Below are 24,736 nucleotides of genomic sequence, written 5' to 3' on the forward strand. Positions count from 1 at the left end.
GCCATACCTTTTAGGGTATCAAACCGGCCAATCTTAGTATTGGAATCAACGCTCACCCTGCTTCTAAGATAAATTCAGCCCGGAAACTGGCGGATTATTAACCGATAGTCAGAGGTGAACAACGATGAATAAACCAATTGCAAAATTAAACGACACCCCGGTACGCCGCGGTGGTGATGTCCTGCTGGAAGTGTTAGAGAGCGAAGGCGTTGAGTATGTGTTCGGTAACCCAGGTACGACTGAATTACCGTTCATGGACGCCCTGCTCAGAAATCCCAACATCAACTATGTGCTTGCCTTGCAGGAAGCCAGTGCGGTTGCGATGGCCGATGGTTACGCGCAGGCTGCCGGTAAGCCTGGTTTTCTCAATCTGCACACGGCCGGTGGTCTGGGACACGGCATGGGCAATCTGCACAATGCGGTTTGCTCGCAAACGCCATTAGTGGTGACGGCTGGCCAGCAGGATTTACGCCACAGCATCACCGATCCCCTGCTGTTGGGGGATTTAGTGAGTATGGGTAAGATTTTTTCCAAATGGTCGAAGGAAGTCACCAGCGTTGACCAGCTGCCAATCCTGGTTCGCCGTGCTTTTCATGATGCGGACGCTGCGCCCAAAGGCCCGGTTTTCCTCTCTTTGCCGATGGATGTGATGGAAGCCATGAGTTCCGTTGACATCGGCGCGCCGTCTAACGTTGATCGTAAAGCGGTCGCAGGTTCACTGCCGCTGTTAGCCAAAAAGTTAGCCGCCTTCACCCCCGGCAAGGTCGCGATTATTGCCGGCGATGAGATTCATCAAAGCGGCGCGGCTGCGGAAGTTGTCGCACTGGCTGAGTTGCTGGCCGCTGACGTTTATGGCTCAACCTGGCCGAATCGGATTCCGTATCCCACCGCGCATCCTCTGTGGCGAGGCAATCTCTCTACTCAGGCGATAGACATTGCCAAAGCGCTTGATCAATACGATGCAATCTTTGCGCTCGGCGGTAAATCGCTCATCACCATCCTCTACACCGAGGGGCGTGCCGTGCCGGAGCATTGTAAAGTGTTCCAGCTCTCAGCTGATGCCGGCGATTTGGGACGAACTTATCGTAGCGAGCTCTCAACTCTCGGCGATATTAAATTATCGCTGGCGGTGCTGCTACCTGAGCTGAAAGAGGCTACCGCGCATAATCGCCCGGATTATCAGCGTCGTTTCGCGGCTGCGGCAGCACAGTTCGAACAAACTAAAGAGAACTTATTACAGTCGGTACAAGAGCAGCAGTCGGCCACGAAGATCACGCCATTGATCGCCGCATTTGAGGCCGCGCGCGCTATTGGTCCGGATATAACAATTGTTGACGAGGCCATTGCGACCTCACAATCGCTGCGTAGATCGCTGTCGAGTAACAGAGCAGATCAATATGCTTTTATGCGCGGTGGCGGTCTGGGCTGGGGTATCCCCGCTGCAGTGGGGTATTCCCTCGGACTGGGCAAAGCCCCTGTTGTCTGTTTTGTTGGGGATGGTGCGGCAATGTATTCGCCTCAGTCGCTGTGGACCGCCGCCCATGAGCAATTGCCGGTAACCTTTATTGTGATGAACAATACTGAATATAATGTTCTTAAGAACTTTATGCGGTCTAAAGATGATTATACCTCGGCGCAAACCAATCGCTTTATCGCCATGGATTTGGTAGATCCGGTGATTGACTATCAGGCACTTGGCACCGCGCTGGGGCTGAAAACGCGTAAGATTGAGGTGGCTTCACAGATCGCTGCGGCTGTCGAGGAGGCTATCGCCAGCGGTAAACCCAGCCTGATCGAAATCGTGATTGCTAAGGACTGATGCGGGTATCCGATGCCGTGCTTAACTCCTCTGCGAGGGCATGGCATTGGTTAACAAAGTGTTCCAGCGCTGGATTTTTATTATCAGAAGACCACATCAGGATATTTTCGATGGTATTTGCGTCCGCAATTTTCCGATAATTAATGCCTCTTATCTGCGCCGTCGCCATACTTGCCGGGATGATGGCCACCCCTAATCCATGAGCGACGAAATTAACGATGGTTTGCTGGACGGAAACCTCAACGCCAATATGTGGACTGAAGCCGGCTTTCAGACATTGATTAAAAATTCTGTCATAAAGCAGCGGCGACATAGGGCGAGGCACAATGATAAACGGGTCATTAGCCAGCGTTTCCAGAGTGAAATTTTCAACACTGGCCTGGGGATGATCCGCAGGAAGCGCGACGATTAACGGTTCACGCAATAACACCAGCGAGTTAATCGCGGAGCTGGTGACTTCCGAAAAGCTGATCGCAACGTCCAGCCGCCCATCCTCCAGCGCAGCGTTTAACCCGGTCGGGATCATTTCCTGGAATTGCAGATCAATACTGGGATAATTCATTCTGTGTTTCATGACCAGTTGCGGCACCACACTGTACGATGCGTACATGGTTGCGCCCAGCTTAATCAATCCCATTTGCCCTTCTGAAACAGCCTGCACATTACTACACGCCTGCTGCATCATTCTTAATACAGCGTAAGCATCTTTTAAGAATTGCTCGCCGGCAAAGGTAAGTTTCATGCCTTTGGCATTACGGGTAAACAGTTTCGCACCCACATCGCGTTCGAGCTGGGCTATTTGTCTGCTTAGCGGTGGCTGCGAAATATTCAGCTTTTCTGCTGCCCGGCCTATATTCCCCACTTCTGCCACGGTACAAAAACTCATTAGCTGATTCAGTGTTGGCTTCATGACTGCGCTTCTCACGCATAATCTGACAATAGATACGTCAGTGAATCACAATTTAGCCGATATGGCATAGCAATTCGCCGTATTGATCCCCATAACGCCGCTGAGGCTGGAATGCCCGGCTGATTACGCAGCGGGTTCCTCACCATAGTGTGACTGCGCGTACCCGGCAAAGCGCCGTATCTCCGGGTTAGCCGCGCCGGTTTTCCAGCACAGGTAGAGTGCCGTCGTGACATCCTGCTGCGCCAGCGGCAGCAGTGCCACATCCTGCCGCAAAAATCTCTCCGGGGCGTGGGGGATGAAGGTCACGCCCAGCCCCAGCGCAGCGAGGTCAACGGCGGTGGCCACATCGCGCGCGCGGAGAACGCTGGCGGGAATCTGCCTGGCGGCGGCATAGAGATTAAGTACCGCACCACCCAGCCCGATGCCTTCCGGATCTTCCTGCAAAATCAGCGGCTCCGCTAGCAAATCAGCGAGCGAGACGCAGGCCTGCTGCGCCAGCGGATGGTCGTCGGCCAGCACCGCACACAGCGAGGTTTGATGCAGAATTTGCCGGCTAATCTGACGACGTTCCGGCAGTGGCCCGCGCAGGATGCCGATATCCAAATCGCCGCTCTCCAGCAGGCTTAGCTGTTGGTTGACGCTGTACTCCACGGGTTGCAGCGCGATCTGGGGAAAATCACGTCTGAAGGCACGGATAATTTTGACCAGCGCCGGCTCCAGCATGGACGTGCCCACATAGCCTATGCGTAACATGCCGCGTCGCCCGGCGGCCACCTGCTTAATCGTGTCCTGCAGATGCTCCACACGTTGCACCGTCTGCTGGACTTCCCCGAGCAGCAATGCGCCTTCGCGCGTCAGACTCACCTTACGCTTGTCGCGCGCAAATAACTTCACGCCCCACTGCTGCTCCAGTGCCTGAATATGCTGAGACAATGCCGGTTGCGTCAGGTTAACCGCCGCCGCCGCCCGTGCGAAATGCAGCGTATCGGCGAGTGCCAGAAAAGAACGCAGCTTACGGTAATCCATGGCACACCTGATAAGGATTCGTTATTAATGAAAGCATAATACCAATTAGACCCTGATTAGCGAGCGCATTATCTTTGCCTGCAGGACGGCGACGGCAGGAACGCGCCGGAAATATTTTGCCTTTCACAGGAGGCCTTATGCGCATCATTGTCGGCGTAACCGGCGCTACCGGTGCCCCACTCGCGCTGCGATTACTGCGGCAGCTGGCGGACATTCCGCACATCGAAACGCATCTCATTTTGTCACGCTGGGGAAAAGTGACGCTGGAACATGAAACCAACTGTTCTCTCAACGACATCAAACAGCTGGCCGATGTGTTTCATCCCGCCGGTGACCAGGCCGCGACTATCTCTTCGGGCTCATTTGTCACCGACGGGATGGTGATTATTCCCTGCAGCATGAAAACGCTGGCCGGTATCCGCAGCGGGTATGCGGAAGGGCTGATTGGCCGCGCGGCGGATGTCGTCCTGAAAGAGCAGCGCAAACTGATTCTGGTACCGCGCGAAACCCCGCTCAACACCATTCATCTGGAAAACATGCTGGCGCTGTCACGCATGGGCGTCAGCCTGATTCCCCCTGTGCCGGCCTGGTACAACCATCCGGCCACGATCGCCGATGTGGAAAATCATATCGTGGGTCGCGTGCTGGATCAGCTTGGTATCGACACTGCTGGCGCCACGCGCTGGCAGGGTTTGCATCCCGCCAGTGATGACCTGACACTCTCAAACTAAGGAACAGCCTATGTCAAACACATCTCCCTCTTCGCACAGCAGTGAGGTTTACGATCTGCGTTCTGCCATCGAACTGCTGAAGCAATTTGATGGTGAGTATATTGAGACCGATGAACCGGTGAATCCCGAAGCGGAACTGTCCGGTGTCTATCGTTACGTTGGCGCGGGCGGCACCGTGATGCGTCCCACACAGACCGGACCGGCGATGGTGTTTAATCACATCAAAGGTTACGCCAACTTTCGCGTACTGATTGGCTTGCTGGCTTCACGGCAGCGCGTGGCGCGCCTGTTAGGGGTGCCGAAAGAAAAGCTGGCGCATCTGCTGCGTTCATCGGTACATAACGCCATAGCACCGGTGGAAATAAGCCAGCAGCAGGCAGTTTGTCAGGAAGTGGTGCACCTCGCCACGGATGACGGTTTTGATATCCGCCGCCTGCTGCCCGCGCCAACCAACACGCCTGAAGATGCCGGCCCTTATTTCACCATGGGGATGTGTTATGCCGCCGATCCGGAAACCGGCGAACACGACGTCACTATTCACCGCTTGTGCGTGCAGGGCAAAGATGAGATCTCGATGTACTTTGTACCGGGCCGCCATCTTGATCAGTTCCGCATCAAGGCTGAGCAGGCGGGCAAAGCGTTGCCGATTACCATCAGTATTGGCGTCGATCCGGCCATCGAAATTGGTGCCTGTTTCGAGCCGCCGACCACGCCGCTCGGTTTTGATGAGCTGGCGATAGCCGGGGGCTTGCGCGGTCGGGCGGTTGAGCTGGTTAAGGGTGTCGCCGTTGATGCCCGCGCCATTGCCCATGCAGAGATCGTGATTGAGGGTGAACTGGTGCCGGATTATCGCGTACAGGAAGATCAGCATACCCATAGCGGTAAAGCGATGCCGGAATTTCCGGGTTATACCGGTGAAGCACAGGCGGCAGTGCCGGTGATTAAAGTCAAAGCCGTGACGCACCGCAAAAATCCCATCCTGCAAACCTGCATCGGACCGAGCGACGAGCACACCAATCTGGCCGGTATCCCGACCGAAGCCAGCATTCTCGATATGGTTGAGCGTGCGTTACCCGGTCTGGTGAAGAATGTGCATTGCCCTTCGCCAGGCACCGGGAAATATGTTGCGGTGCTGCAAATCAATAAGCGCGGCCCACATGATGAGGGACGCCAGCGTCAGGCTGCCCTGCTGGCTTTCTCGGCCTTTTCAGAGCTGAAGCACGTGTTCCTGGTCGATGAAGATGTTGATGTGTTCGACTTAAATGACGTGATTTGGGCGATGACCACGCGTTATCAGGGCGACGCGGATACCATCTTTATTCCCGGCGTGCGCTGTCACCCGCTCGATCCCTCACAGGATCCGTCCTTCAGCAACTCGATTCGCGCCCATGGCATTACCTGTAAAACCATTTTTGACTGTACGGTGCCGTATGACCTGAAACACAATTTCCAGCGCTCGCAGTTTATGGAAGTCGATGTTTCACGCTTCATTCCTGGTTTTAACCGTTAATCACTCACTGCCCGCCAGGCCTGCGCCTGATTGCGTCCGCTATGCTTGGCCTGGTAGAGCGCCACATCAGCATGCTCGATCAGGTTGCCGGCCTGATCGTCATGCCAGGTGGTGGCACAGCCCGCGCTGAGCGTCACCTGCGCGTCGGGCAGCGCGGAAGCGGCGTGAGGCAGATGCAGGTCAGCAATCGCCTGTACTGCCTGACGCGCAATATTCAGCGCCGCCTGCTGATCGGCACCGGCGAGGATGATGGCGAATTCCTCACCGCCATAGCGCGCGACCATGTCGCTCTGCCGTAGCTTAAGGCGTTTGAGCGCGTCGGCCACCTGGCGTAAACAGTGATCGCCTGCCACGTGCCCGTAGCGATCGTTGTAGTGTTTGAAGTAGTCAATATCCATCAAAATCAGCGACACCGGCGCTGATTTTTCCCGCAGATTATGCAAAGCATTCTGCAAAAAGCGGTCAAACTGTCTGCGGTTAGCCAGACCGGTCAGCCCATCAAAAAACGCCAGCTGATCCAGATGGTGATTGGCATCGGCGAGGTCGTTTTTAAGTTTGAGCAGCGCTTCCTGATAATGCTGGCTATGCCGAGCCTGACGAATAACAAACAGTCCCAGCAGGATAATCGCGACCAGCAGCGCCACGTTCAGGGAAATATCCTGCAGTCGCCCTTTCACCCAGCGCAGATACAGATTGCGCTTGTCATAACCCGCCGCGACGACCAGCGGATAGCGTTCTGAGCTGGCGAAGCCGAAGATGCGCACCTGCCCATCCAGCGCTGCGTTCCACTCGCCGCTGCCGCGATCGGCTTTCACCAGCATTTGCTGGAACAGATGGCTGGCGGAAAGACTCTTGCCGATGTAGCTGTCGGGCATCGGACGGGCATAAAGCACCGTGCTGTCTGCCAGCATCAGTACCAGCACGTCACGCGGCCCCAGTTCGTAGTAACTGTAAAAACGGCGGAAATAATCCACTTTAATGGTGGCTAACAGGATGCCTTTGAAATCACGCGCGGCATCGCTGACGCGCAGGGAAACCGGAATAACCAGATCGCCAGTGCTGCGGCTGCGGATCACCGGGCCGATGTGCAAACTGTCACGGCTGTTGTTGCGGTGATAGCGGAAATATTCACGGTCAGAGTTGTTGGTGCCCACCGGCATGCTGCGCGTGGAGGTGGCGATCCAGCGTCCCTGCTCATCATAGTAAAACAGCCCATGCAGCTGCGGCAGACGGCTTTGCAGATCGCGCATAATCTGGCTCAGGTTGGCGGCGTTGAGCTTTTCCAGCGGCTGCGCCTGCAGGTCGCGCTGCACTTCACGCAGGGCCAGTTCGGTCTGGAGCACGGTATCTTCCGCCTGACGTGACTGTGACAGGGAAAGATTGACCGCCATCTCTTCCGTCTGGCGCACCGCGCCGTGCCAGTCTTCGCGCAGCGTCCACAGGGTGAGCGCAATGATCGCGCATATCAGCAATCCGCCGGACAGCAAAATACTGCGCAGCAGCGAGGAACCTGAAATGATTGCCGCTTCATTTTTCCTTTTAAACGTCATGTTTCACCCTGTTGCCGTGTTAACGCTAAGTTAAGCACATAATCAGCGACGGGATTTTCAGGATTAAAGACGGTAATGATGTCAGGCGTGGCGATGGCCACTGGACGACGGGTGAATGCTGCATAAATCGCCAGCGATCAGTTCGCCCAACCCTGGATTGAACGCGGCGAACTCAGGCAGGTACTGGGCGAGTGGTCTGCAGTGTTTTCAGGTCTTAATCTCTATTACGTTAACAATCCCCATATGTCGGCCTCGCTGAGAGCGTTTATTGACCAGTTAAATCCTTTGTCGCGACGAGGCGTTGAAATCAGCCAGCGCCATGCTGCTGGTCCCGCCACGAATATTAAATCACGCTAATCATTAACCCTGCTGTCGTTCCGGTTGTTACCGCCGGTATTTTCTCCCCTGTAACGCGCCTTATCCCCTGCCGCCACGCTTTTCTGAAGATCTAAATTTGCAGCAAAAATTTATTCAATCATTAAATTATATTTATTATATTAGCGAAACTTTAATGTGGACTGGTTGAGGATTACAGTGCATTTAACAAGGAAATCAGTGATTAGCAGCGCTATCTCTGATGGCGTACTGACAAAAAGAACCCACAGAATGTGCAGGATACTTAATGGTATCGATCAGCGCATTAGCATTACACCGGCAAGCGGATTGATTGACTTCCTTAAAGGGATGGAGGTGACCAACGAACAGTACCGGCGCAGTGGAATCGTTAAGGAAAAACGCTCAATTTTTCTCTATAACGAAGGGCTGCTGAATCCGGAAAGCACGCTGTTTCTCGCCCGCAAAGGCCAGGATATCCTCGGCACGCTAAGCGTCATCGCCAATCACAATAACCGTCTGCCGTGCAGCAAACTTTTTCGTGAAGAGATGGCCGCCCTGCAGCTGGAAAAGCGCAAAGTGGTAGAGCTTGGCACGCTGTCGGTACGCTATCAGGCAGACAGTGAAAACATCGTGTTTATGCTGTACCTGAAAATCATGATCTACACCATTTTCATTGAACAGGTGGATGACATCTTTATTCAGGTTAAAGAGAAGGTTGCTGCGTTTTACGAGCGCAATTTCCTGTTCAAACAGGTCGGCGGCACGAAAAAGCACCCGGATTACAGTGACCTTAACGCCGCACTGCTGCGCGTGGATGTGAAAAGTATCCGCGACAAAATTTATGAGCAGCAGTGTTATGGCCCGATGGGCTGGCTGCGCATGCTGCGTGAACTTGGTTTACTGCAGCACTACCGCACGCTGAGCCAGCAGTGCCACAGCTGCCCGCGCTTTACGCCGGATCAGCGGGACGCGGAGCTCTATCAATATCTGTGTAATCTGTGACGGCGCCAGACTCCTCTGCACCGTTTTCGATTTTCACACAGATCACTTGCCGGCATTGCTATCCACGTCGTGCTGCAGGAAGAGTTCTTTTAGCCATTCGATGAAGACCCTGACTCTGGGCGATAGCTGTCGGTTACGCGGATACAGGACAGAGACGGGAGACGGTTCAGGTGGAAAGGCTTTGAGCAATTCGACGAGGGCCCCCGTCTTCAGATCATCTTCCACGTGATAACGCGGCACCTGGATGATGCCGAGTCCCATGCGCGCCACGGATACAAAGGTATCAGCCGCATTAACGGTAATTGAAGTTTTGATCGTCGTGGTGATGCGCTTGCCGTCCACCCTGAAGGCCAGCGGCAGGATACCGCTGCTGCCCGTGGTGCGGAATCCGATCATCCTGTGGCCGGAATGCAGTTCATCCGGATCCGACGGAAGCCCGAACCGGGAGACGTAACCGGGCGAAGCGACCGTGACCTCTTCCAGCGTGGCGACGCACCGCGCGATCATATCGCTGTCCTGCGGCGTTCCGACACGCAAAACACAATCAATTCCCTCACGCACCAGATCGACCAGCCGGTCACCCTCGCTCAGATAGATTTCGATATCAGGATAAGCTTCGAGGAAACAAGGAAGGTGCGGCAGAACAAAATGTCTTGCCAGCGTGCCATGAACATCGACACGCAACAATCCCTTCGGCCGGGCGCCGGCAAACGCCCCCTCGGCATCCTCGATATCGTCCAGTATAGAAACGCAGCGCTTGTAATAGGCTTCACCGTCCAGCGTCGGGCTGACGTGACGCGTGGTGCGTTCCAGCAGCTTAATGCCCAGGCGCGATTCAAGATGCTTAATCGCGTCCGTTACGGTCGAGCGTGGCAGGCCGAGGTCTTCCGCCGCCCTCGTAAAACTGCGGCGCGCTACCACACGCGTGAAAACGCGCATCGTATCAATTCTGTCCATAGCATTGTTCGTTATTATCGGATTCTGATACCAGATAGTGACTGATTATCCGGAAAAGATACAGTGCTAGATTTCTCCTTGTTCAGGCGCGATACCGCGCGAAAATCGGAGAATATCTATGTCTGCTTCAGAGAAAGTTGCAATCGTAACCGGTGCATCCCGCGGAATTGGTGCCGCCATTGCCAGGCAGCTTGTTGCGGACGGCTTTGCCCTCGTAGTGAACTATGCCGGCAACGCAGAGGCTGCCGCCGCCGTGGTTGAGGAGATCAAAGCCGCCGGTGGCAGAGCCATCACCGCGCAGGCAGACGTTGCTGATGCCAGCCAGGTCAAACGCATGTTCGATTTAGCCGAATCTGCGTTTGGTGGTATTGATGTGCTCGTCAATAATGCCGGCGTAATGATGCTGTCTCCGCTGGCCAGCGCCGACGATCAGAGTTTTAGCAAGCAGATCGACATCAATCTTGAGGGGACGTTTAACACCCTGCGCGAAGCGGCAAACCGCCTGCGTTCTGGCGGGCGCATCATCAACTTCTCCACGTCGGTTGTCGGGCTTAAGCTTGAGAATTATGGCGTCTATGCGGCGACCAAGGCGGCCGTCGAAACACTGACAACCATCATGTCCAAAGAGATGCGCGGACGCAGCATCACCGTCAATGCCGTCGCGCCCGGTCCGACTGCGACCGACCTCTTCCTCAACGGGAAAAGCGATGAACTGATCGCGCGCATGTCCAAAATGAATCCGCTGGAACGCCTCGGCACGCCTGAGGATATCGCCAGTGTTGTTTCTTTCCTCGCCGGACCACAGGGCAGGTGGATGAACGGACAGATCCTGCGCGCCAATGGCGGAATGGTCTGAGCCGCAAACTGCAGATTGAGTCAAAGGAGTACTGTTATGTCTCAGAAGATTATCCTGGTGACCGGATCGTCAAGCGGCTTCGGTCGCATGACTGCCGAAGCGCTGGCTCGTGCTGGCCATACCGTTTATGCATCAATGCGGGGTATTGCGGGCCGTAATGCCGCAAATGTCCGCCAGTTAAACGAACTTTCCACGCGGGAAGGAATTGACCTTCGGCCGCTGGAACTTGATGTTCAGTGCGATAAATCGGTTGATGCTGCCATTGAAACGGTAATATCCGACGCCGGAAAGCTTGATGTGGTGGTACACAATGCTGGCCACATGATGTTCGGTCCGGCCGAAGCCTTCACGCCAGAGCAGTTCGCCCAGCAATATGACGTTAACGTACTGGGAACGCAGCGCGTCAACCGGGCCATACTGCCGCATATGCGCTCCCGACGTGAAGGCCTGCTGGTCTGGATTTCCAGTTCCAGCGTGACCGGCGGCACACCGCCCTATCTGGCCCCTTATTTTGCTGCCAAAGCGGCGATGGATACGCTTGCCGTTCAGTATGCGCGCGAGCTCAGCCGATTCGGCATTGAGACGACAATCATCGTGCCGGGAGCCTTTACCAAAGGGACGAACCATTTTGCCCATTCAGGAAGTCCTGCCGACACCGGGCGTGTCGCGGAGTATGAAGCAGGTCCTTATGCCGGATTCGGCGATGTTGTGCAAAAGGCCTTTGCGGGGATAGTGCCGGAGGATGCCGATCCCGCGCGCGTTGCAGCACAGATAACCGATGTTGTCGGTATGCCGTTTGGTACGCGTCCATTTCGTGTCCATAACGATCCGTCCGAAGACGGCGCGAATATCGGCTTTGCGGTCATCGACCGTTTGCGCGCCGAAATGCTACATCGGGTTGGATTGTCCGATCTTCTGACGCCAGCGAAAGCACCGTCATGTGAAGGGTAACAGGCGTGACCGGCGGGATCGCTCGCCGGTTGCTTTACCAAACAGGAGCGCCGGAAATTCACACCGTTGTCATCCTTATCTGTGGCTTTGCGCTATAAAATATCCTTGCTTGTACACCCTACCAACAATTCAGCATCCCTTAGCGTTAGCTTGCATTCTGTTGAGCCTCAGCCCCTGGTTTGAATAAAGGGCGCTAGTTAGCCTTAACGGCACGTTAGCCGAACCCGGCACCATTACTTTAATCACTAATAGTATGTTGTAATTAATGTGTGTCATTGCCGCTTACATCTGGCATTGCTGCAAATCCGGCTGCAGCTCCTATGCTGTAGTGAGTCATTAACGTGCGGATATGAGGTATGCATGAGTTTACTTTTTAGCGCGACGCAGCTTGGCGAGTTGTCGCTGGAAAATCGCATTGTGATTGCACCGATGTGCCAATACTCAGCGGAAGAAGGTCAGGCAACGGCCTGGCACCGCATTCATCTCGGCCAGCTGGCGCTCTCCGGCGCGGGACTGCTGATTATCGAGGCGACGGCGGTGGAAGCTATTGGCCGTATCACGCCGGGCGACCTGGGGTTATGGGACGACGCGACAGAAGCCGCGCTGGCCAGCGTGCTGCAGGACGTGCGGCGCTACGCTACCCTGCCGATTGGCATTCAGTTGGGTCACGCCGGGCGCAAAGCGTCCTGTGCTGCGCCATGGCAAGGCGGTGCGCAGCTCTCTGAGGAACACGGCGGCTGGCAGACCGTCGCGCCGTCTGCGCAGCCGTTTGCACAGGATGAGCGTCCGCCGGCCGCACTCAGCAAACAGGATCTGGCGCAGCTGAAACAGGCCTTTGTTGATAGCGCCCTGCGCGCGGTACGCATCGGCATTCAGCTGGTCGAACTGCATGCTGCGCACGGCTATTTGCTGCACCAGTTTCTGTCGCCGCTCAGCAACCAGCGTGACGATGAATATGGCGGCTCATTAGAGAACCGTCTGCGTTTCCCGCTTGAGGTGTTTAAGGCGCTGCGTGCTGCGCTGCCGGCGGAAATCCCGGTTGGCGTGCGGCTGTCTGCCACCGACTGGATCGAGGGCGGCTGGGATAATCAGCAATCGATTGTTTTCAGCCAGCAGCTCGAAGCCGCAGGCTGCGCCTACATTCACGTCTCCAGCGGGGGCCTGGCACCGCAGCAGCAAATCAGCGTGGGCCCTGGTTATCAGTTGCCGTTCGCCCGCGAGATTCGCCAGCAGGTCTCGATTCCGGTGATTGGCGTGGGGCTAATTACCGAACCGAAACAGGCCGAGCAGGCGCTGCAGGAGCAGGATGCCGATTTGATTGCGCTGGCACGCGCGGTGCTGTATGACCCACGCTGGCCATGGCACGCCGCCGCCGAACTGGGCGCGCAGGCCAAAGCGCCGCCTCAGTACCTGCGTTCCGAACCGCACGGCCTGAAAGGCACCCTGATCAGCAACCAGTAGTTCCCCTGACCGGCAGCCGCCCGGTTGCCGGTTCTGTTCTGGGAAATTTCACAGATTTCAGCCCATTGTGCGCGACCGCACTGTTTTCGTCTTATGCTTTCCCGGCCAATTAACCAAAAGGAAGATGAGATGAAATTGCAGCATTATTTACTGGGCGGCGCGCTCTGTGCTTTCAGCGTGAGCGGCCTCGCCGCTGAGATGAAAAATCCCCTGAGCGTGCATGTGCTGAATCTGCAAACCGGTGTACCGACCGCAGGTATTGAGGTCGAGCTGGATAAGAAACAAGGTGACGAGTGGGTGAAACTGGCGCAGGGCACCACCAACGAACAGGGGCGTATTCCGGCGCTTTACCCGGCGGGCCAGAAGGCGCAGACCGGTATCTACCGCGTAATTTTTAAAACCGGTGACTATTACAAAAAAAACGCCCAGCCGACCTTTTTCCCGGAAATCCCGGTGATGTTCAACCTGGATAATGCCGAGCAGCACTACCATATTCCACTGCTGCTCAGCCAGTACGGCTACTCCACCTATCGCGGCAACTAAGCAAAAAAGGCGCTGCGGACGGTATATTTATACCAGTACGTTTTGTTGAACAGTTGCCTCGTTAAGCGATTGAATCAGGCAGGAGAATCTCTATTCCGTTGCTCCTGCCCATTACAGGGTAAGCCTGTTTTTTCGGCTGGTGTGATTGCTATAGCGTGCTGGCTGACGCATTAAAAACTGTCTGACTCAGACTACGCGCTGAGCTGAGTTCTGCGAAATCCAGCGCTCTGTTTTCGCTCTGCTTTCATCGGTTGCCGGATTAAAGAGCATCATCGTTAAATCCGGCCTGCCTTCAACAGAAAAGGTCGAGAACTCCAGGGCAATCGTTCCCATTTGCGGATGATGCAGCACCTTAAACCCTTCGCCATGCCCGGCCACATCGTTGTTACGCCACAGGCGGGCGAAGTCAGCACTTTGAGCGGATAGCTCCTCAACCAGTCGATCAATTTCCTTTGAAGCACCCAGGCGCGCGGCATCCGCCCGAAAGGCGTTGACGATGAGCCGGGCCACACCCTCCCAGTCGTCTTGCATCTCCCGCGCATCCTGATCGGTAAACAGCAGGCGCAGAATATTGCGCCGCGCGGGCGGAAGTTGCCCGTAATCCTTCAGCACAACCGTCGCCGGGTGATTCCATGCCACCACATCCCAGGTGGCGGTTTTGATAATCGCCGGAATCGTCAGGCTTTCCAGTACGCGTTGCAGCCGTGGGGTTATGCTGTCGGACCGACTTACCCGGTTTTCTGGCGGATGCCCAAACGCGAGGATAAACAGATGATCGCGTTCGGGAGACGTAAGCCGCAATCCGGCAGCAATGCGGTTCAGTACCTCACGCGAGGGCGCTCCCCCGCGGCCCTGCTCAAGCCAGGTGTACCAGGTCGGGCTGATATTCGCGAGCTGGGCAACCTCTTCGCGGCGCAGGCCCGGCGTACGGCGGCGGCCGGGCAAAAAACCAAACGAAGCCGGGTCAATTGCCAGACGGCGTGCCCTTAAAAACTCACCCAGCGGATTTTCAGAAAGCAGCGTCATAAATCACCCTGTTAATGTTTATACCCTGATAACTTCACTACTTTAATAGTAAAAGATCCGCGCTTACGCTGTCGCACTAAATCACTCAGGAGACAGGCTATGCGTATTTTTATAACGGGTGCGACGGGCTTTATCGGCTCACGCGTTGTATCGGCCCTGCTGGCTCGCGGCCATCAGGTGACCGGTCTTGTACGTTCAGAAGAAGCAGCTCAGCAGTTAAACGATAAGGGCGCCACAGCCCAGCGCGGTACGCTGGAAGATCCCCAGGCGTGGATTGCCGGCATTGACCAATGTGATGCGGTGATCCACACCGCTTTCGATCATGATTTCAGCCGTTTTGTCGAAAATTGCGAAAAAGACCGCCGCGTTATTCGCGCGATTGGCTCTGTATTGCAGGGCAGTCAGCGTCCGCTGCTCATCACTTCTGGTACCGGAATGGGTGATGACGGCAGCGGCCAGCCCGCTTTTGAGCAGAATTTCAACCCGGCACACCCTAACCCACGCGTCGCCTCGGAGCTGGAAGGTACTAAGCTCCTTGAATCGGGAATCGATCTACGTGTGGTGCGTTTACCTCAGGTTCACAACACCGAACGTCAGGGATTAATCAGCTATTACATCGCTCTTGCCAGGGAGAAAGGCGCGGCAGCTTATATCGGCGGAGGTGAAAACGCCTGGTGCGCGGCACACGTTGATGACGTCGCCGGGCTGTACGTAAAAGTGCTTGAGCAAGGCGAACGCGGCAAACGGTATCATGCGGTAGCTGAGGAAAGCATTGCCTCACGGCTGATTGCTGAAACCGTGGCAACAGGCCTGGGTATTCCTGCCGTTTCGCTGAAACCCGATCAGGCCGCGGAGCATTTCGGCTGGTTCGCCGCTTTCGCCAGGCTGGATCTGCGTGCCAGCGGAGCCTGGACGCGTCAGCAGCTCAACTGGCAGCCCACAGGACCGGGTCTTATCGCTGATTTAAGCAGAGTGAATTATTCAACCCAGTCGTAGCCCCAGCGCCAGGTAGCGGCGCAATTCATTGCGCAATTTACAACGCTGCGGCTAATGGATTAGCGCGATAAATCGCGCCACTACGAGCTGGTGCTGTGACCGTAAGCGGTGCAATTTATCGCACAATCTACAACGGCGCGGTGACCAGATTCGCGCGATAAATCGCGCCGCTACGAATACCTATGAACCCCATGGCTCTCGCCACTCAGGCCGCAGCAAATTGCGGTAACACACCCAGCCAGCTCAGCGTCCATGACAGCACATTCAGCGCGCCGAAAAGCAGCACCAGACCAATCGCCAGTGACGTACGCGGCCGATCGGCAAAGCGCTGTTGCGCACGCCGCGCCAGCAGCGCCGGAATAATCACCGCCCACAGCGTGGCAAACAGGCCGGCAAAACCGATGGCGGCGACGAAGCCATGTGGCCACCACAGCGAAGCGAGCAGCGGCGGCAAAAATGTCAGGCAGGCGGTTTGCAGCCGCGCGCGCGGGGAATGCCCCCAGCCGAGGCGGTCGGCGATGAAATCAAACAGGCCTGCCGTCACGCCGAGAAACGAGGCTATCACCGCAAAATGAGAGAACACCGACATCATCAGCGACAACGCGCGCACGTGCAGATGATCGCGCAGCGCGGCCATCAGCGCGGCAATATCTCCACCCTGCTGCACGATGTCAGGAAACGCGGCGCGCGGCAAATTCCCCATGGTGCAGACAATCCAGAACAGGTACAGCGCCAGCGACATCAGCGTGCCCAGCACCAGCGCGCGTGTCACCGGCGACTCGCGGCGCTGATAATAACTCACCAGCCCGGTGATGTTACCGTGATAGCCAAAAGAGGCCAGACAGAACGGCAGCACGCCCAGTGCGTAAGGCCAGTAGCTGTCTCCCGGCGCGGCGGCGGCGAACAGCGAGGGCACGTCAACCTGGGTTAACAGTCCGCCGAACAACAAAATCAATAGCAGGATTTTTGCCAGCACGCAGAACGTCATCAAACGACTGACGCCGGTGGTGCCGAGCCACACCACGGCGGCGACACACAACGTCAGCGCGACTTTGGCCCCGGCGGTTGAGAGCGGCACGCCAAGCTGATTCAGCGAGTGCTGGTAAACCGGACCGCTGGCTGAAATATAAGCGTAGGTGAGAATGCCCAGCACAAACAGGATGCTAAGGCCATTGATGCTGGCCCAGCCGCGCCCAAGCAAATCGCGCGTCAGCGTATCGTAGCCCGCGCCTGGCGGATAATGCAGGCTGACACGCATAAACAGCAGCCCGGAGAGCAGCATTGCGCCCCAGCTGATGCCCAGCAGCAGCAGCGCCCAGCCAAACCACGCCCCGGCCATCACGATCGGCAACGTAAACATACCGGCGCCCACTACCGTCCCACAGATGATCATGGCGCCCCACCATACCGAGGGCTGGCGGCGCGCCATTACGCTCTCCGTCATCACACTTTTCCTTGCACAACATAAAGGCGGCGATGATACACGGGATCGGTAACAAATGTGAGGCGCGGGCGGTGACTGACGGGAAGATGGCTGTCAACAGGTGACAACGTCACACAAAAGCGCACCGGTTAGGGTGCGCCAGCCGCGATGTGACGGGATTAACGATAAAAAGCCGGACGTGGCGGCATGGTAATCGGGACAATGTCACCGTTGTTCTGTGCCGCAACACAGGCATCGGCCGCCACGGCGGCGGCATAGCCGTCCCACGCCGACGGGCCAGTCATATTGCCTGACAGCACGTTGTTAATGAAATCCTGCAGCTCAACGTCATAGGCAGCGATGAAACGTTTTTTCCAGTCGGTCAGAATGCCAGTGGAGAGCTGCGCCGCGTGGCGGGTTTGCACCGACATTGGTTCAGGCAGGCGGGCAATGCCGCTCTCGCCAACCACCTCACACTGAATGTCGTAACCATAGGCACAGTTCACGAAGATCTCGACATCAATGCGGATACCCTTCGCGGTTTCCAGCAGCACAATCTGCGGATCTTTCAGGTGCGATGACGCGTGGCGGGTCTTGCGGGGGTAAATCACCTGCGCACTGACGTAATCATCGTTCAGCAGCCAGCGCAGCACGTCGAGTTCATGGATCAGCGTATCGGTGATCGCCATATCGGTGGTGTAAGCATCGCCGACCGCCGGATTGCGGTGCGCGCAGTGCAGCATCAGTGGCTCACCCAGGGTGCCGCCGTCGATAACTGCTTTCAGCGCGCGATAGCCGCTGTCGTACGGTCGCATAAAACCCACCTGCACCAGTTTTTTGCCTGCGGCAATTTCCGCTTCGACAATATTCATACAGCCCTGCGCGGTCACTGCCAGTGGCTTCTCGCAGAATACCGCTTTGCCGGCTTTGATGGCTGCCAGCACAAACTCTTCATGCGTCGGGCCCCACGAGGTAACCAGAATGGCCTGCACCTCCGGCGCGGCGATTAAATCGTGCGCGTTGTCGTAAATCTCCGCCTGCAAGCCGAGCTCGCTAATCACCTGCTCACAGTTGTTGCGATTGATATCATTAAGCGCGACCACGCGCGCATGCTGCAGCACCTGGCTGCAACGACGAATGTGTTCACGGCCGATAGCGCCAGTGCCGATTACACCAATATTGAGTGTCATGCGAGGTTCCTTCAGCAAAATGCCGGATTGGTTAGTGGTTGAGATAATCAATGCTGCTGCGGATTTCGCGCGCAATATCCTCAGCGCTCCAGCTCTCCATCACCGAAGAAAACGGCTCGAAAGCATAAACACCGCGATAGCCCATCTCTTCCAGGCGCTGCACCTGCTCGCGGGATTTCAGCAAGTCATCCGCGCTCAGCATGATGCGCTCTTCGTCGGTGAGTTGATGAGTCGGGCGCGCATCCGTTACGCCAGAGAGATGCACCAGGCCGATGTGATTCACGTCTACGCCACCGGCGAAATCATGTTCGGCGCCTTCGTACAGGTGATGATGGAAGGTATCCAGCACGATGTTAAACGGCACGCCGGCCTGAGCGATAAGCTGCTGCGCCAGCGCGGCGGAGCGCAGTGAGCTCTGCGGAAAACCGAGCGGTTCAACCAGCCCGGCAACACCATATTCGGCAAACAGCGGCGCCAGGATTTGCAGCGCCTGTACGGTTTGCTCATTACTCACCGGCGTCCCATCATTGAGCGGACAGAGCACCAGCGCTTTCGCCCCGGTGGCGCGCGCATCGGCTAACAGCGCGCGCGTTTTTTCCAGCACCGCATCATCTAACTGATTGAAGGGATACACCGCGTTGATGGTTTCGATCTCAAGCTGATGCTGCGCTGCCAGACGACGCACTTCCTCACCGCCTGCGCCGTCGGTCACGCTGCCGCTTTTCATATCGTTGCGTATTTCAACTTTATTTAATCCCAGTTGTTCCACCAGCGCGAAGAATTCCGCCATGCTGAGATGAGGGGCAATTTTACGGTTAACACAGAATCGGTCACTGCTTATTTTGTAGGTCATGATCTTTCCTGGATAATAATCACTGGGTAAGGTTCTGTTTGCTGCAAGGTACTGACATGCCCTGATAGTAAGTTATCTTTTTTGCCCGCTCTGCGGCTTCTTTGAGTGATTTACATCAGCCTGAGCGCAATCTGATCGCCCTCACATTTAGCCTTTGCCGTCATACAGTTCATAGAAATAGTGTTCGACCTGTTCCAGGCTGCGCCCTTTGGTTTCCGGGATAGCGCGCAGTACAAACAGGGCGCCGCCGATCCCGATCACAGCGAAAGTCAGGAAAGCGCCAGCCAGGCCAAAGGCGGCCAGCAACAGCGGGAAGGCCATGGAAATGGCGAAGTTGGCAATCCACAAGGCAAAAACGGCACCGCCCATGCAAATGCCGCGCATGCGCGCCGGGAAGATTTCCGACAGCAGCAACCAGGTGACCGGTGACAGCGCGCCCTGCTGAAAACATAAAAACATCAGCATTCCGGCCAGTACCAGATAGGCACGCAGCAGATTAACCGCACCACCGGCGTGATACTCCGGCATTAGCAGGCACACCGTGGCGATAAAGAACAGGCAGGCGGTACAGCCCATCTGCCCTATCAGCACCAGCGGACGACGACCAACCTTACCGATTATCACGATCCCCACCAGCGTCATGATTACCGAGATCACGCCGTTGGCGATGGTGGCGAACAACGCCGCATCGTTGCTCAGGCCGGTAGCAGTGAGCATGGTTGGCGCGTAGTACATGATGGTGTTCACACCGGTCAGCTGCTGGATGGCGGCAATGCCAATTCCCAGTAAAAACACTTTGCGCAACCATGGCGTGCGCAGGTCACGCAGGCGACCTTTGCCTTGCTGGCGATGCTCTTCGATGGTCTCTTCGATCTCCTCCAGTTCCCACTCTACGTCCTCCGCCGCCCGGGTTTTCTCCAGCACCCTGCGCGCGCCAGCGGTGTTGCCGCGCATGACGTGCCAGCGTGGACTTTCCGGCATAAAGATCATCCCGATCCACAACAGCACGGCGGGTACGGTGGAGATGGCCAGCATCCAGCGCCAGGTATGTTCGCCACCCCAGATTTCATTGAAGGTCGCATTGGAGACATAGGCCAGCAGCTGGCCAGAGACAATCATCAGCTCCTGCAGCGTCACCAGTTGACCGCGTTTATTCGCCGGGGCAATTTCCGCGATATACACCGGCACGGTGGCAGCCGCCCCGCCAACGGCAATACCAAGAAACAGGCGTGACGCAATCATCGTCACCACATCAGGTGCGAAGGCAGAGCCGACCGCGCCGAGGGCAAAAATAAAGGCCAGCGTGATGATGATTTTGCGGCGCCCGAGGGCATCCGCGAAGTGCCCTGCCAGCAGCGCGCCAAAGGCAGCGCCGAACAACAGTGAACTGGTCACCAGCCCGGTAGTGAACGGCGTGAGATGCAAATCACTCCGCATGAACAGCAGCGCACCGGATACCACGCCGGTATCGTAACCAAACAGCAGCCCGCCGAGTGTCGCCACCAGCGCGATGACTTTTACGAAGGGTTCGGTTTTTGTTGTGCTGTTGGGGCCGGATGCGGTGTTGGTGGAGAGATAAAGTTCTTTTTCCATAATACCTCCTGGTAAAAAATGCGTTAGGAAAAGCATCAGAACAAAGCAGCGCGTCCAGGCTATCGGCATTTTTATTTCATGTTAATTTATATTTGAAACCTGCTTTTCAAATTGTGAGTTCAAGCCTTTTGATCGGTTTATTTTGATGGATTTACATCAGCCGAAATAAGGAGAATGAAAATCGGGCGAGGTGGTTATGGAAGCGCAGTAGATCGGCCCCTTTACGCCGGGAGTCGCCACGCTTTGTGATCAATCGCGCAACAACTGCACAAACCTTCTTGTATGGTAGTCGCTCTTTCACCTCTTCGGGATTTGTCATGGCCTCTTCAACTGTTGCTCAATCTGATACCGCTGAAGCTCACCCTAAATCATTGATTCGCCGCGTCGCCAGCGCCTCGGCGATAGGCACGGCGGCAGAGTATTACGACTTTTTCGCTTACGGTACGGCAGCGGTACTATTCTTTGGCCATCTGTTCTTTCCCAGCCACGATCCGCTGGTCAGCACACTCGCTGCCTTCGCCACTTATGCGGTTGGCTTCCTCGCACGTCCTATTGGCGGCATGGTGTTTGGGCACATCGGCGACAAAGTGGGACGCAAAAAAGCGCTGGTGGCGACCATCCTGATCGTGGGCCTTGGCACGTTCTGCATTGGTCTGCTGCCAACCTACGAAAAAATTGGCGTCTGGGCCCCGGTATTACTGATTGCCATCCGCTTGCTGCAGGGGTTTGGCGTCGGCGGTGAACAGGCGGGCGCGGTATTAATGACAGCTGAATATGCGCAGCCTTCCCGGCGTGGTTTCTTTGCCAGTTGGGTGCAGATTGGTGCTCCGGTCGGGTTTCTGCTGCCGCTGGCGCTGTTCGCTGTGCTTAATGCCGCGCTGAGCGCGGAGCAGATGATGGACTGGGGCTGGCGCGTGCCTTTTCTGCTCAGCGCGCTGCTGGTGATTGTCGGCCTGTTTATTCGCCTGCGCATTGATGAATCGCCGGTCTTCGCCGCCATTCGTGAAACCAAAGCGGCAGAATCCAGGCCGTTAAAAGAGGTGCTGCGTGGTAATCCGCGGCTGGTGGTCAACGGTGTGGCAGCGAAACTGATCGAAGCCTGCGCCTTTGCCCTATTTACCGTCATCATCCTTGCCTGGGGTAAGGCTAATCAGCTTGATGCCGGCATTTTGATGAACAGTATGATCGTCGCGGTGATCCTCGAAGTCCTGGCGATCCCGCTGATGGGTGCCCTTTCCGACCGCATCGGTCGCAAGCCGGTTTATCTGATCGGCACGCTGCTGATCATGCTCTCGATCGTGCCATTTTTTCTCGCGCTGGCGCACAACAGCTACTGGCTCACGCAACTGGCGATGATCGTGGCGCTGACGCTGGGCCACAGCATGTGTTATGCCCCGCAGGCGTCATGGTTCCCCGAACTTTTTCCCACGCACATTCGCTGCAGCGGTATCGCGGTGATCTGGCAGATCGGTTCGCTGATCGGCAGCGGCGTACTCGGACTGGTGGCGGTGAAAATTCTGCAGGTGACCCACGGCCACTGGTATGGTCTGGCGCTGTATGTTGCAGTGCTGGGAGTGATTTCTTTGTTCGGCCTGCTGCGTTTGCCGGAAACGGCGCCAGCCCGCCGCCAGGGTGAATATCACCCGTGGCAGCAGCATTAACGGTTAACGGCGCGGCAGCGCCACGCACAGCAGGCCGCAGACGATCAATATGACGCCAGCGAGACTGCTCCAGCGGAAGGTTTCATGCAAGGCTGGCAGGGAAATGGCGGCCAGCCACACCAGCACATAGCTCAGACTGAGCAGCGGATAGAGCCGGTTGAGCGGCAGCAGCCGCAGCGCCAGCAGCCAGCACAGCATTGAGCAGCCGTAGGCCGCCAGTCCGGCGATTAACGGTATCAGGCCGTGCTGCCACGGTAGCGCGGTCCATGTATCCAGCGGTGGCAGCGCGAGCATTGCCGTGCGCAGCAGCAGCTGCGCCAGTGACACCAGCAGCACGCTGGCCAGCGCCAGCAGCCAGCCCTTCACAGGTGGCTCCCCATCAGCGCAACCCCGGCAACGATCGTCAGCGTACCCAGCCACTGCCGCCGCGTGTAGGTCTCACGCCAGATGACGCGCGCCGCCACCGCCACCAGCACAAAATTCAGGCTCAGCATCGGGTAAGCCACGCTGACCGGCACGGTGCGCAGCACCAACAGCCACAGCAGCATCGCTGTCCCCAGCAGCAGCAGGCTGAGCACCAGCCAGCCGAACAGGCGGTGCCCGCCGCAGTGGGCCGCCTGTTTCTGGCACAGCTGGGCGGCACAACTGAGCAGGCTTACCAGCAGGATCAGCAGCAGATTCATGGTGTCGCGTTGTAGCCGTAGTAGACCAGCCGTCCCTGCTGATACACATCGTCCGGCACCGGCAGATGCGCATCCGCTTGCTTTTCGTCAGAATTCAGCAGCAGCACCAGCGCTACCGGACCCTCTCGACGATGCAGGCGCAGCCAGTCTGCGAAGGCTTCCCCGTCGACGTAGCGCGTTTTTGCATCGGGATAACCCAGTCCGTACTCCAGCTCACCTTTTTCATCGACGAAAGTGATATCGCTGCGGCGCAATTCCCATGCGACCGCAGAAGCGATGCCGGAATTGTCCACCACCAGATAGCGGCTCTGCGCCAGCTGAGGCCGAACGGCGCTGACGAAACTCTGCGGCTGTTTGCTGTCACGTACCTTTTGTGGGATAGCCAACCCGACCAGCAGCGCCAATGCCAGCGGGCAAAGCGCAGCCAGTTGCCAGCGGCCTGTTTTCAGGCTTAACCAGCCCATCACCGCCCAGCCGGCAAATGCCAGCGCAGCGCACAGTACTCGCAGCAACTCATCGCGCGCGTACACCGGATGGTGCGCCAGCCCCCAGGGTGCCAGCACCACCACGACCAGCAGCGTGGCGCCCAGACCAAACAGCAGGTTGATCCAGCCATTTACCGCCAACGCCTGTTTCAGGCGTGCGGCGTTACCGTGTGCATAGTGCGCCATCAACAACGCCAGCGGCGCAAAGCACGGCAGGATATAGGTCGGCAGTTTGCCTTTGGCAATGCTAAAGAACAGCAGCGGCAGCACAACCCAGCTAAGCAAATAGATCGCGGCAGCGTGCTGTTGACGCTGTCGCCATGCGCCGCTCAGCGCGCCCGGCAGCAGGCCGAGCCACGGCAGACAGCCTGCCACCAACACCGGCAGGTAATACCAGAACGGGGCTTTATGCTGCGCATCGCTCTCCGCGAAGCGCTGAATATGTTCGACCCAGAAGAAGTAGTGCCAGAAATCGCCTTCCTGATGCTGAATAGACAGCGCCCAGGGCGCGCTGATCGCGGCCGCCACCAGCACAGTAAGCGGGCCCCAGCGCAGCAGTTCGCCAAAACGTCGCTGCCAGAGCACCCAGGGCACAATCGCCAGCACCGGCACCGCCAGCGCCAGAAAACCTTTGGTCATGAACCCCATGGCACAGGCCGCGCCAAGCAGCACATACCCCGTCAGCCGCTGTGAGGTACTGTGCGCCTGCGCAGCAAACCAAAAGCTGCACATCGCCGCCACCAGCCACAGCAGCAGAATCGGATCGAGCACGGCGTAAGTGCCGATGCCGTAAACCAGCAGCGAGGTAAGAAAGATCACGCTGGCGGTGAGCGCTATTTTGCGGCTGGCGAACATCCGCTTGCCCAGCCAGTAGATCAGCAGGGCACTCAGCGTGGTACAGATAATCGCACCGGCGCGCACGCCAAAATTATCATGCCCAAATAACAGCTGGCCAAGATTATTGACCCAGTAACCGGCAATCGGCTTCTCGAAGTAGCGCAAATCAAAAAAATGCGGCACCACCCAGTTACCGCTCAGCAGCATCTCGCGGCTGATTTCGGCATAGCGGGTTTCATCCGGCTGCCAGAGATCACGGAATGGCACCGGGATCAGATAATAGAGAGCAAAAAGCGCTATCAGCAGCACTATACGGGTGCGGCTGCGCATCGGTGTT

The 24,736-nt window shown here is 56.8% G+C and carries 22 protein-coding genes; 10 read left to right on the plus strand and 12 right to left on the minus strand.

Annotated elements, in window-relative coordinates; all coding sequences use genetic code 11:
* Positions 1-124: 124 nt before the first annotated feature.
* Positions 125-1,819, plus strand: a complete 1,695-nt coding sequence (locus AC6I8F_RS20895) for a thiamine pyrophosphate-binding protein (RefSeq protein ID WP_498029013.1) — start codon at positions 125-127, stop codon at positions 1,817-1,819.
* On the opposite strand, the gene AC6I8F_RS20900 is transcribed toward AC6I8F_RS20895, so the two are convergent.
* Entirely contained in the window at positions 1,809-2,729 is a 921-nt protein-coding gene (locus AC6I8F_RS20900) for a LysR family transcriptional regulator (protein WP_498028811.1), read from the minus strand. The genes AC6I8F_RS20895 and AC6I8F_RS20900 overlap by 11 nt on opposite strands.
* 123 nt (positions 2,730-2,852) lie before the next feature.
* Positions 2,853-3,755, minus strand: a complete 903-nt coding sequence (locus AC6I8F_RS20905) for a LysR family transcriptional regulator (protein ID WP_238562340.1) — start codon at positions 3,753-3,755, stop codon at positions 2,853-2,855.
* Between the two features lie 137 nt (positions 3,756-3,892).
* Between AC6I8F_RS20905 and AC6I8F_RS20910 the strand changes: the two genes are divergently transcribed.
* Positions 3,893-4,486 carry a UbiX family flavin prenyltransferase gene (locus tag AC6I8F_RS20910; RefSeq protein ID WP_104093282.1) on the plus strand — a complete coding sequence of 198 codons (594 nt, stop codon included), beginning with the start codon at positions 3,893-3,895 and terminating at the stop codon, positions 4,484-4,486.
* 10 nt (positions 4,487-4,496) lie between these two features.
* Entirely contained in the window at positions 4,497-5,996 is a 1,500-nt protein-coding gene (locus AC6I8F_RS20915; protein ID WP_498028812.1) for a UbiD family decarboxylase, read from the plus strand.
* On the opposite strand, the gene AC6I8F_RS20920 is transcribed toward AC6I8F_RS20915, so the two are convergent.
* Positions 5,993-7,546: a GGDEF domain-containing protein gene (locus tag AC6I8F_RS20920; protein WP_498028813.1), complete on the minus strand. Its 1,554-nt coding sequence runs from the start codon at positions 7,544-7,546 to the stop codon at positions 5,993-5,995. The genes AC6I8F_RS20915 and AC6I8F_RS20920 overlap by 4 nt on opposite strands.
* Before the next feature lie 606 nt (positions 7,547-8,152).
* On the opposite strand from AC6I8F_RS20920, the gene AC6I8F_RS20925 reads away from it, so the two are divergent.
* Positions 8,153-8,884, plus strand: a complete 732-nt coding sequence (locus AC6I8F_RS20925) for an N-acyl amino acid synthase FeeM domain-containing protein (protein WP_127834908.1) — start codon at positions 8,153-8,155, stop codon at positions 8,882-8,884.
* Between the two features lie 42 nt (positions 8,885-8,926).
* On the opposite strand, the gene AC6I8F_RS20930 is transcribed toward AC6I8F_RS20925, so the two are convergent.
* The gene (locus AC6I8F_RS20930) at positions 8,927-9,841 is read right to left on the minus strand and encodes a LysR family transcriptional regulator (protein WP_058776352.1); all 915 of its coding nucleotides are present in this window, start codon (positions 9,839-9,841) and stop codon (positions 8,927-8,929) included.
* 118 nt (positions 9,842-9,959) lie between these two features.
* Between AC6I8F_RS20930 and AC6I8F_RS20935 the strand changes: the two genes are divergently transcribed.
* The 4 genes from AC6I8F_RS20935 to uraH all read left to right on the plus strand — a co-directional run bounded on the left by AC6I8F_RS20935 (position 9,960) and on the right by uraH (position 13,652).
* Positions 9,960-10,697: an SDR family oxidoreductase gene (locus AC6I8F_RS20935; protein WP_498028814.1), complete on the plus strand. Its 738-nt coding sequence runs from the start codon at positions 9,960-9,962 to the stop codon at positions 10,695-10,697.
* 36 nt (positions 10,698-10,733) lie between these two features.
* Positions 10,734-11,648, plus strand: coding sequence for an SDR family oxidoreductase (locus AC6I8F_RS20940; protein ID WP_498028815.1), 915 nt, complete (start codon positions 10,734-10,736; stop codon positions 11,646-11,648).
* A gap of 360 nt (positions 11,649-12,008) precedes the next feature.
* The gene (locus tag AC6I8F_RS20945) at positions 12,009-13,109 is read left to right on the plus strand and encodes an NADH:flavin oxidoreductase/NADH oxidase (protein ID WP_058759145.1); all 1,101 of its coding nucleotides are present in this window, start codon (positions 12,009-12,011) and stop codon (positions 13,107-13,109) included.
* Between the two features lie 129 nt (positions 13,110-13,238).
* Positions 13,239-13,652 (plus strand): hydroxyisourate hydrolase, encoded by a 414-nt coding sequence (gene uraH, locus AC6I8F_RS20950; protein ID WP_104093291.1) that lies wholly within the window; start codon positions 13,239-13,241, stop codon positions 13,650-13,652.
* Between the two features lie 186 nt (positions 13,653-13,838).
* On the opposite strand, the gene AC6I8F_RS20955 is transcribed toward uraH, so the two are convergent.
* Positions 13,839-14,678, minus strand: a complete 840-nt coding sequence (locus tag AC6I8F_RS20955; RefSeq protein WP_498028816.1) for a helix-turn-helix transcriptional regulator — start codon at positions 14,676-14,678, stop codon at positions 13,839-13,841.
* A gap of 99 nt (positions 14,679-14,777) precedes the next feature.
* Between AC6I8F_RS20955 and AC6I8F_RS20960 the strand changes: the two genes are divergently transcribed.
* Complete coding sequence (locus AC6I8F_RS20960; protein ID WP_498028817.1) at positions 14,778-15,674, plus strand: SDR family oxidoreductase; 897 nt, start codon at positions 14,778-14,780, stop codon at positions 15,672-15,674.
* A 205-nt stretch (positions 15,675-15,879) separates the two neighbouring features.
* On the opposite strand, the gene AC6I8F_RS20965 is transcribed toward AC6I8F_RS20960, so the two are convergent.
* From AC6I8F_RS20965 to AC6I8F_RS20980, 4 genes are all read right to left on the minus strand, one after another.
* Positions 15,880-17,118 carry an aromatic amino acid transporter gene (locus AC6I8F_RS20965; RefSeq protein WP_127834912.1) on the minus strand — a complete coding sequence of 413 codons (1,239 nt, stop codon included), beginning with the start codon at positions 17,116-17,118 and terminating at the stop codon, positions 15,880-15,882.
* Positions 17,119-17,276: 158 nt separating this feature from the next.
* Entirely contained in the window at positions 17,277-18,287 is a 1,011-nt protein-coding gene (iolG, locus tag AC6I8F_RS20970) for a bifunctional inositol 2-dehydrogenase/D-chiro-inositol 1-dehydrogenase (RefSeq protein WP_058770196.1), read from the minus strand.
* Between the two features lie 31 nt (positions 18,288-18,318).
* On the minus strand, positions 18,319-19,140 hold the full coding sequence (locus AC6I8F_RS20975) for a TIM barrel protein (RefSeq protein ID WP_498028818.1): 822 nt from the start codon (positions 19,138-19,140) through the stop codon (positions 18,319-18,321).
* Between the two features lie 147 nt (positions 19,141-19,287).
* On the minus strand, positions 19,288-20,733 hold the full coding sequence (locus AC6I8F_RS20980) for a sugar porter family MFS transporter (protein WP_241798221.1): 1,446 nt from the start codon (positions 20,731-20,733) through the stop codon (positions 19,288-19,290).
* A gap of 317 nt (positions 20,734-21,050) precedes the next feature.
* Here AC6I8F_RS20980 and AC6I8F_RS20985 point away from each other — a divergent pair, with 317 nt between their 5' ends.
* Positions 21,051-22,394: an MFS transporter gene (locus AC6I8F_RS20985; RefSeq protein WP_498028819.1), complete on the plus strand. Its 1,344-nt coding sequence runs from the start codon at positions 21,051-21,053 to the stop codon at positions 22,392-22,394.
* A 3-nt stretch (positions 22,395-22,397) separates the two neighbouring features.
* Here AC6I8F_RS20985 and arnF read toward each other — a convergent pair whose 3' ends face one another.
* From arnF to arnT, 3 genes are read right to left on the minus strand one after another with little or no spacing between them, the layout of a single operon-like run.
* Positions 22,398-22,760, minus strand: coding sequence for a 4-amino-4-deoxy-L-arabinose-phosphoundecaprenol flippase subunit ArnF (gene arnF / locus AC6I8F_RS20990; protein ID WP_394521868.1), 363 nt, complete (start codon positions 22,758-22,760; stop codon positions 22,398-22,400).
* Positions 22,757-23,077, minus strand: coding sequence for a 4-amino-4-deoxy-L-arabinose-phosphoundecaprenol flippase subunit ArnE (gene arnE, locus AC6I8F_RS20995; protein WP_498028820.1), 321 nt, complete (start codon positions 23,075-23,077; stop codon positions 22,757-22,759). The genes arnF and arnE overlap by 4 nt, the downstream gene beginning before the upstream one ends.
* Positions 23,074-24,729 (minus strand): lipid IV(A) 4-amino-4-deoxy-L-arabinosyltransferase, encoded by a 1,656-nt coding sequence (arnT, locus tag AC6I8F_RS21000; protein WP_498029020.1) that lies wholly within the window; start codon positions 24,727-24,729, stop codon positions 23,074-23,076. Before arnT ends, arnE begins: the two co-directional genes overlap by 4 nt.
* Positions 24,730-24,736 lie beyond the last annotated feature (7 nt).

It is taken from the genome of gamma proteobacterium symbiont of Axiagastus rosmarus, assembly GCF_059730925.1.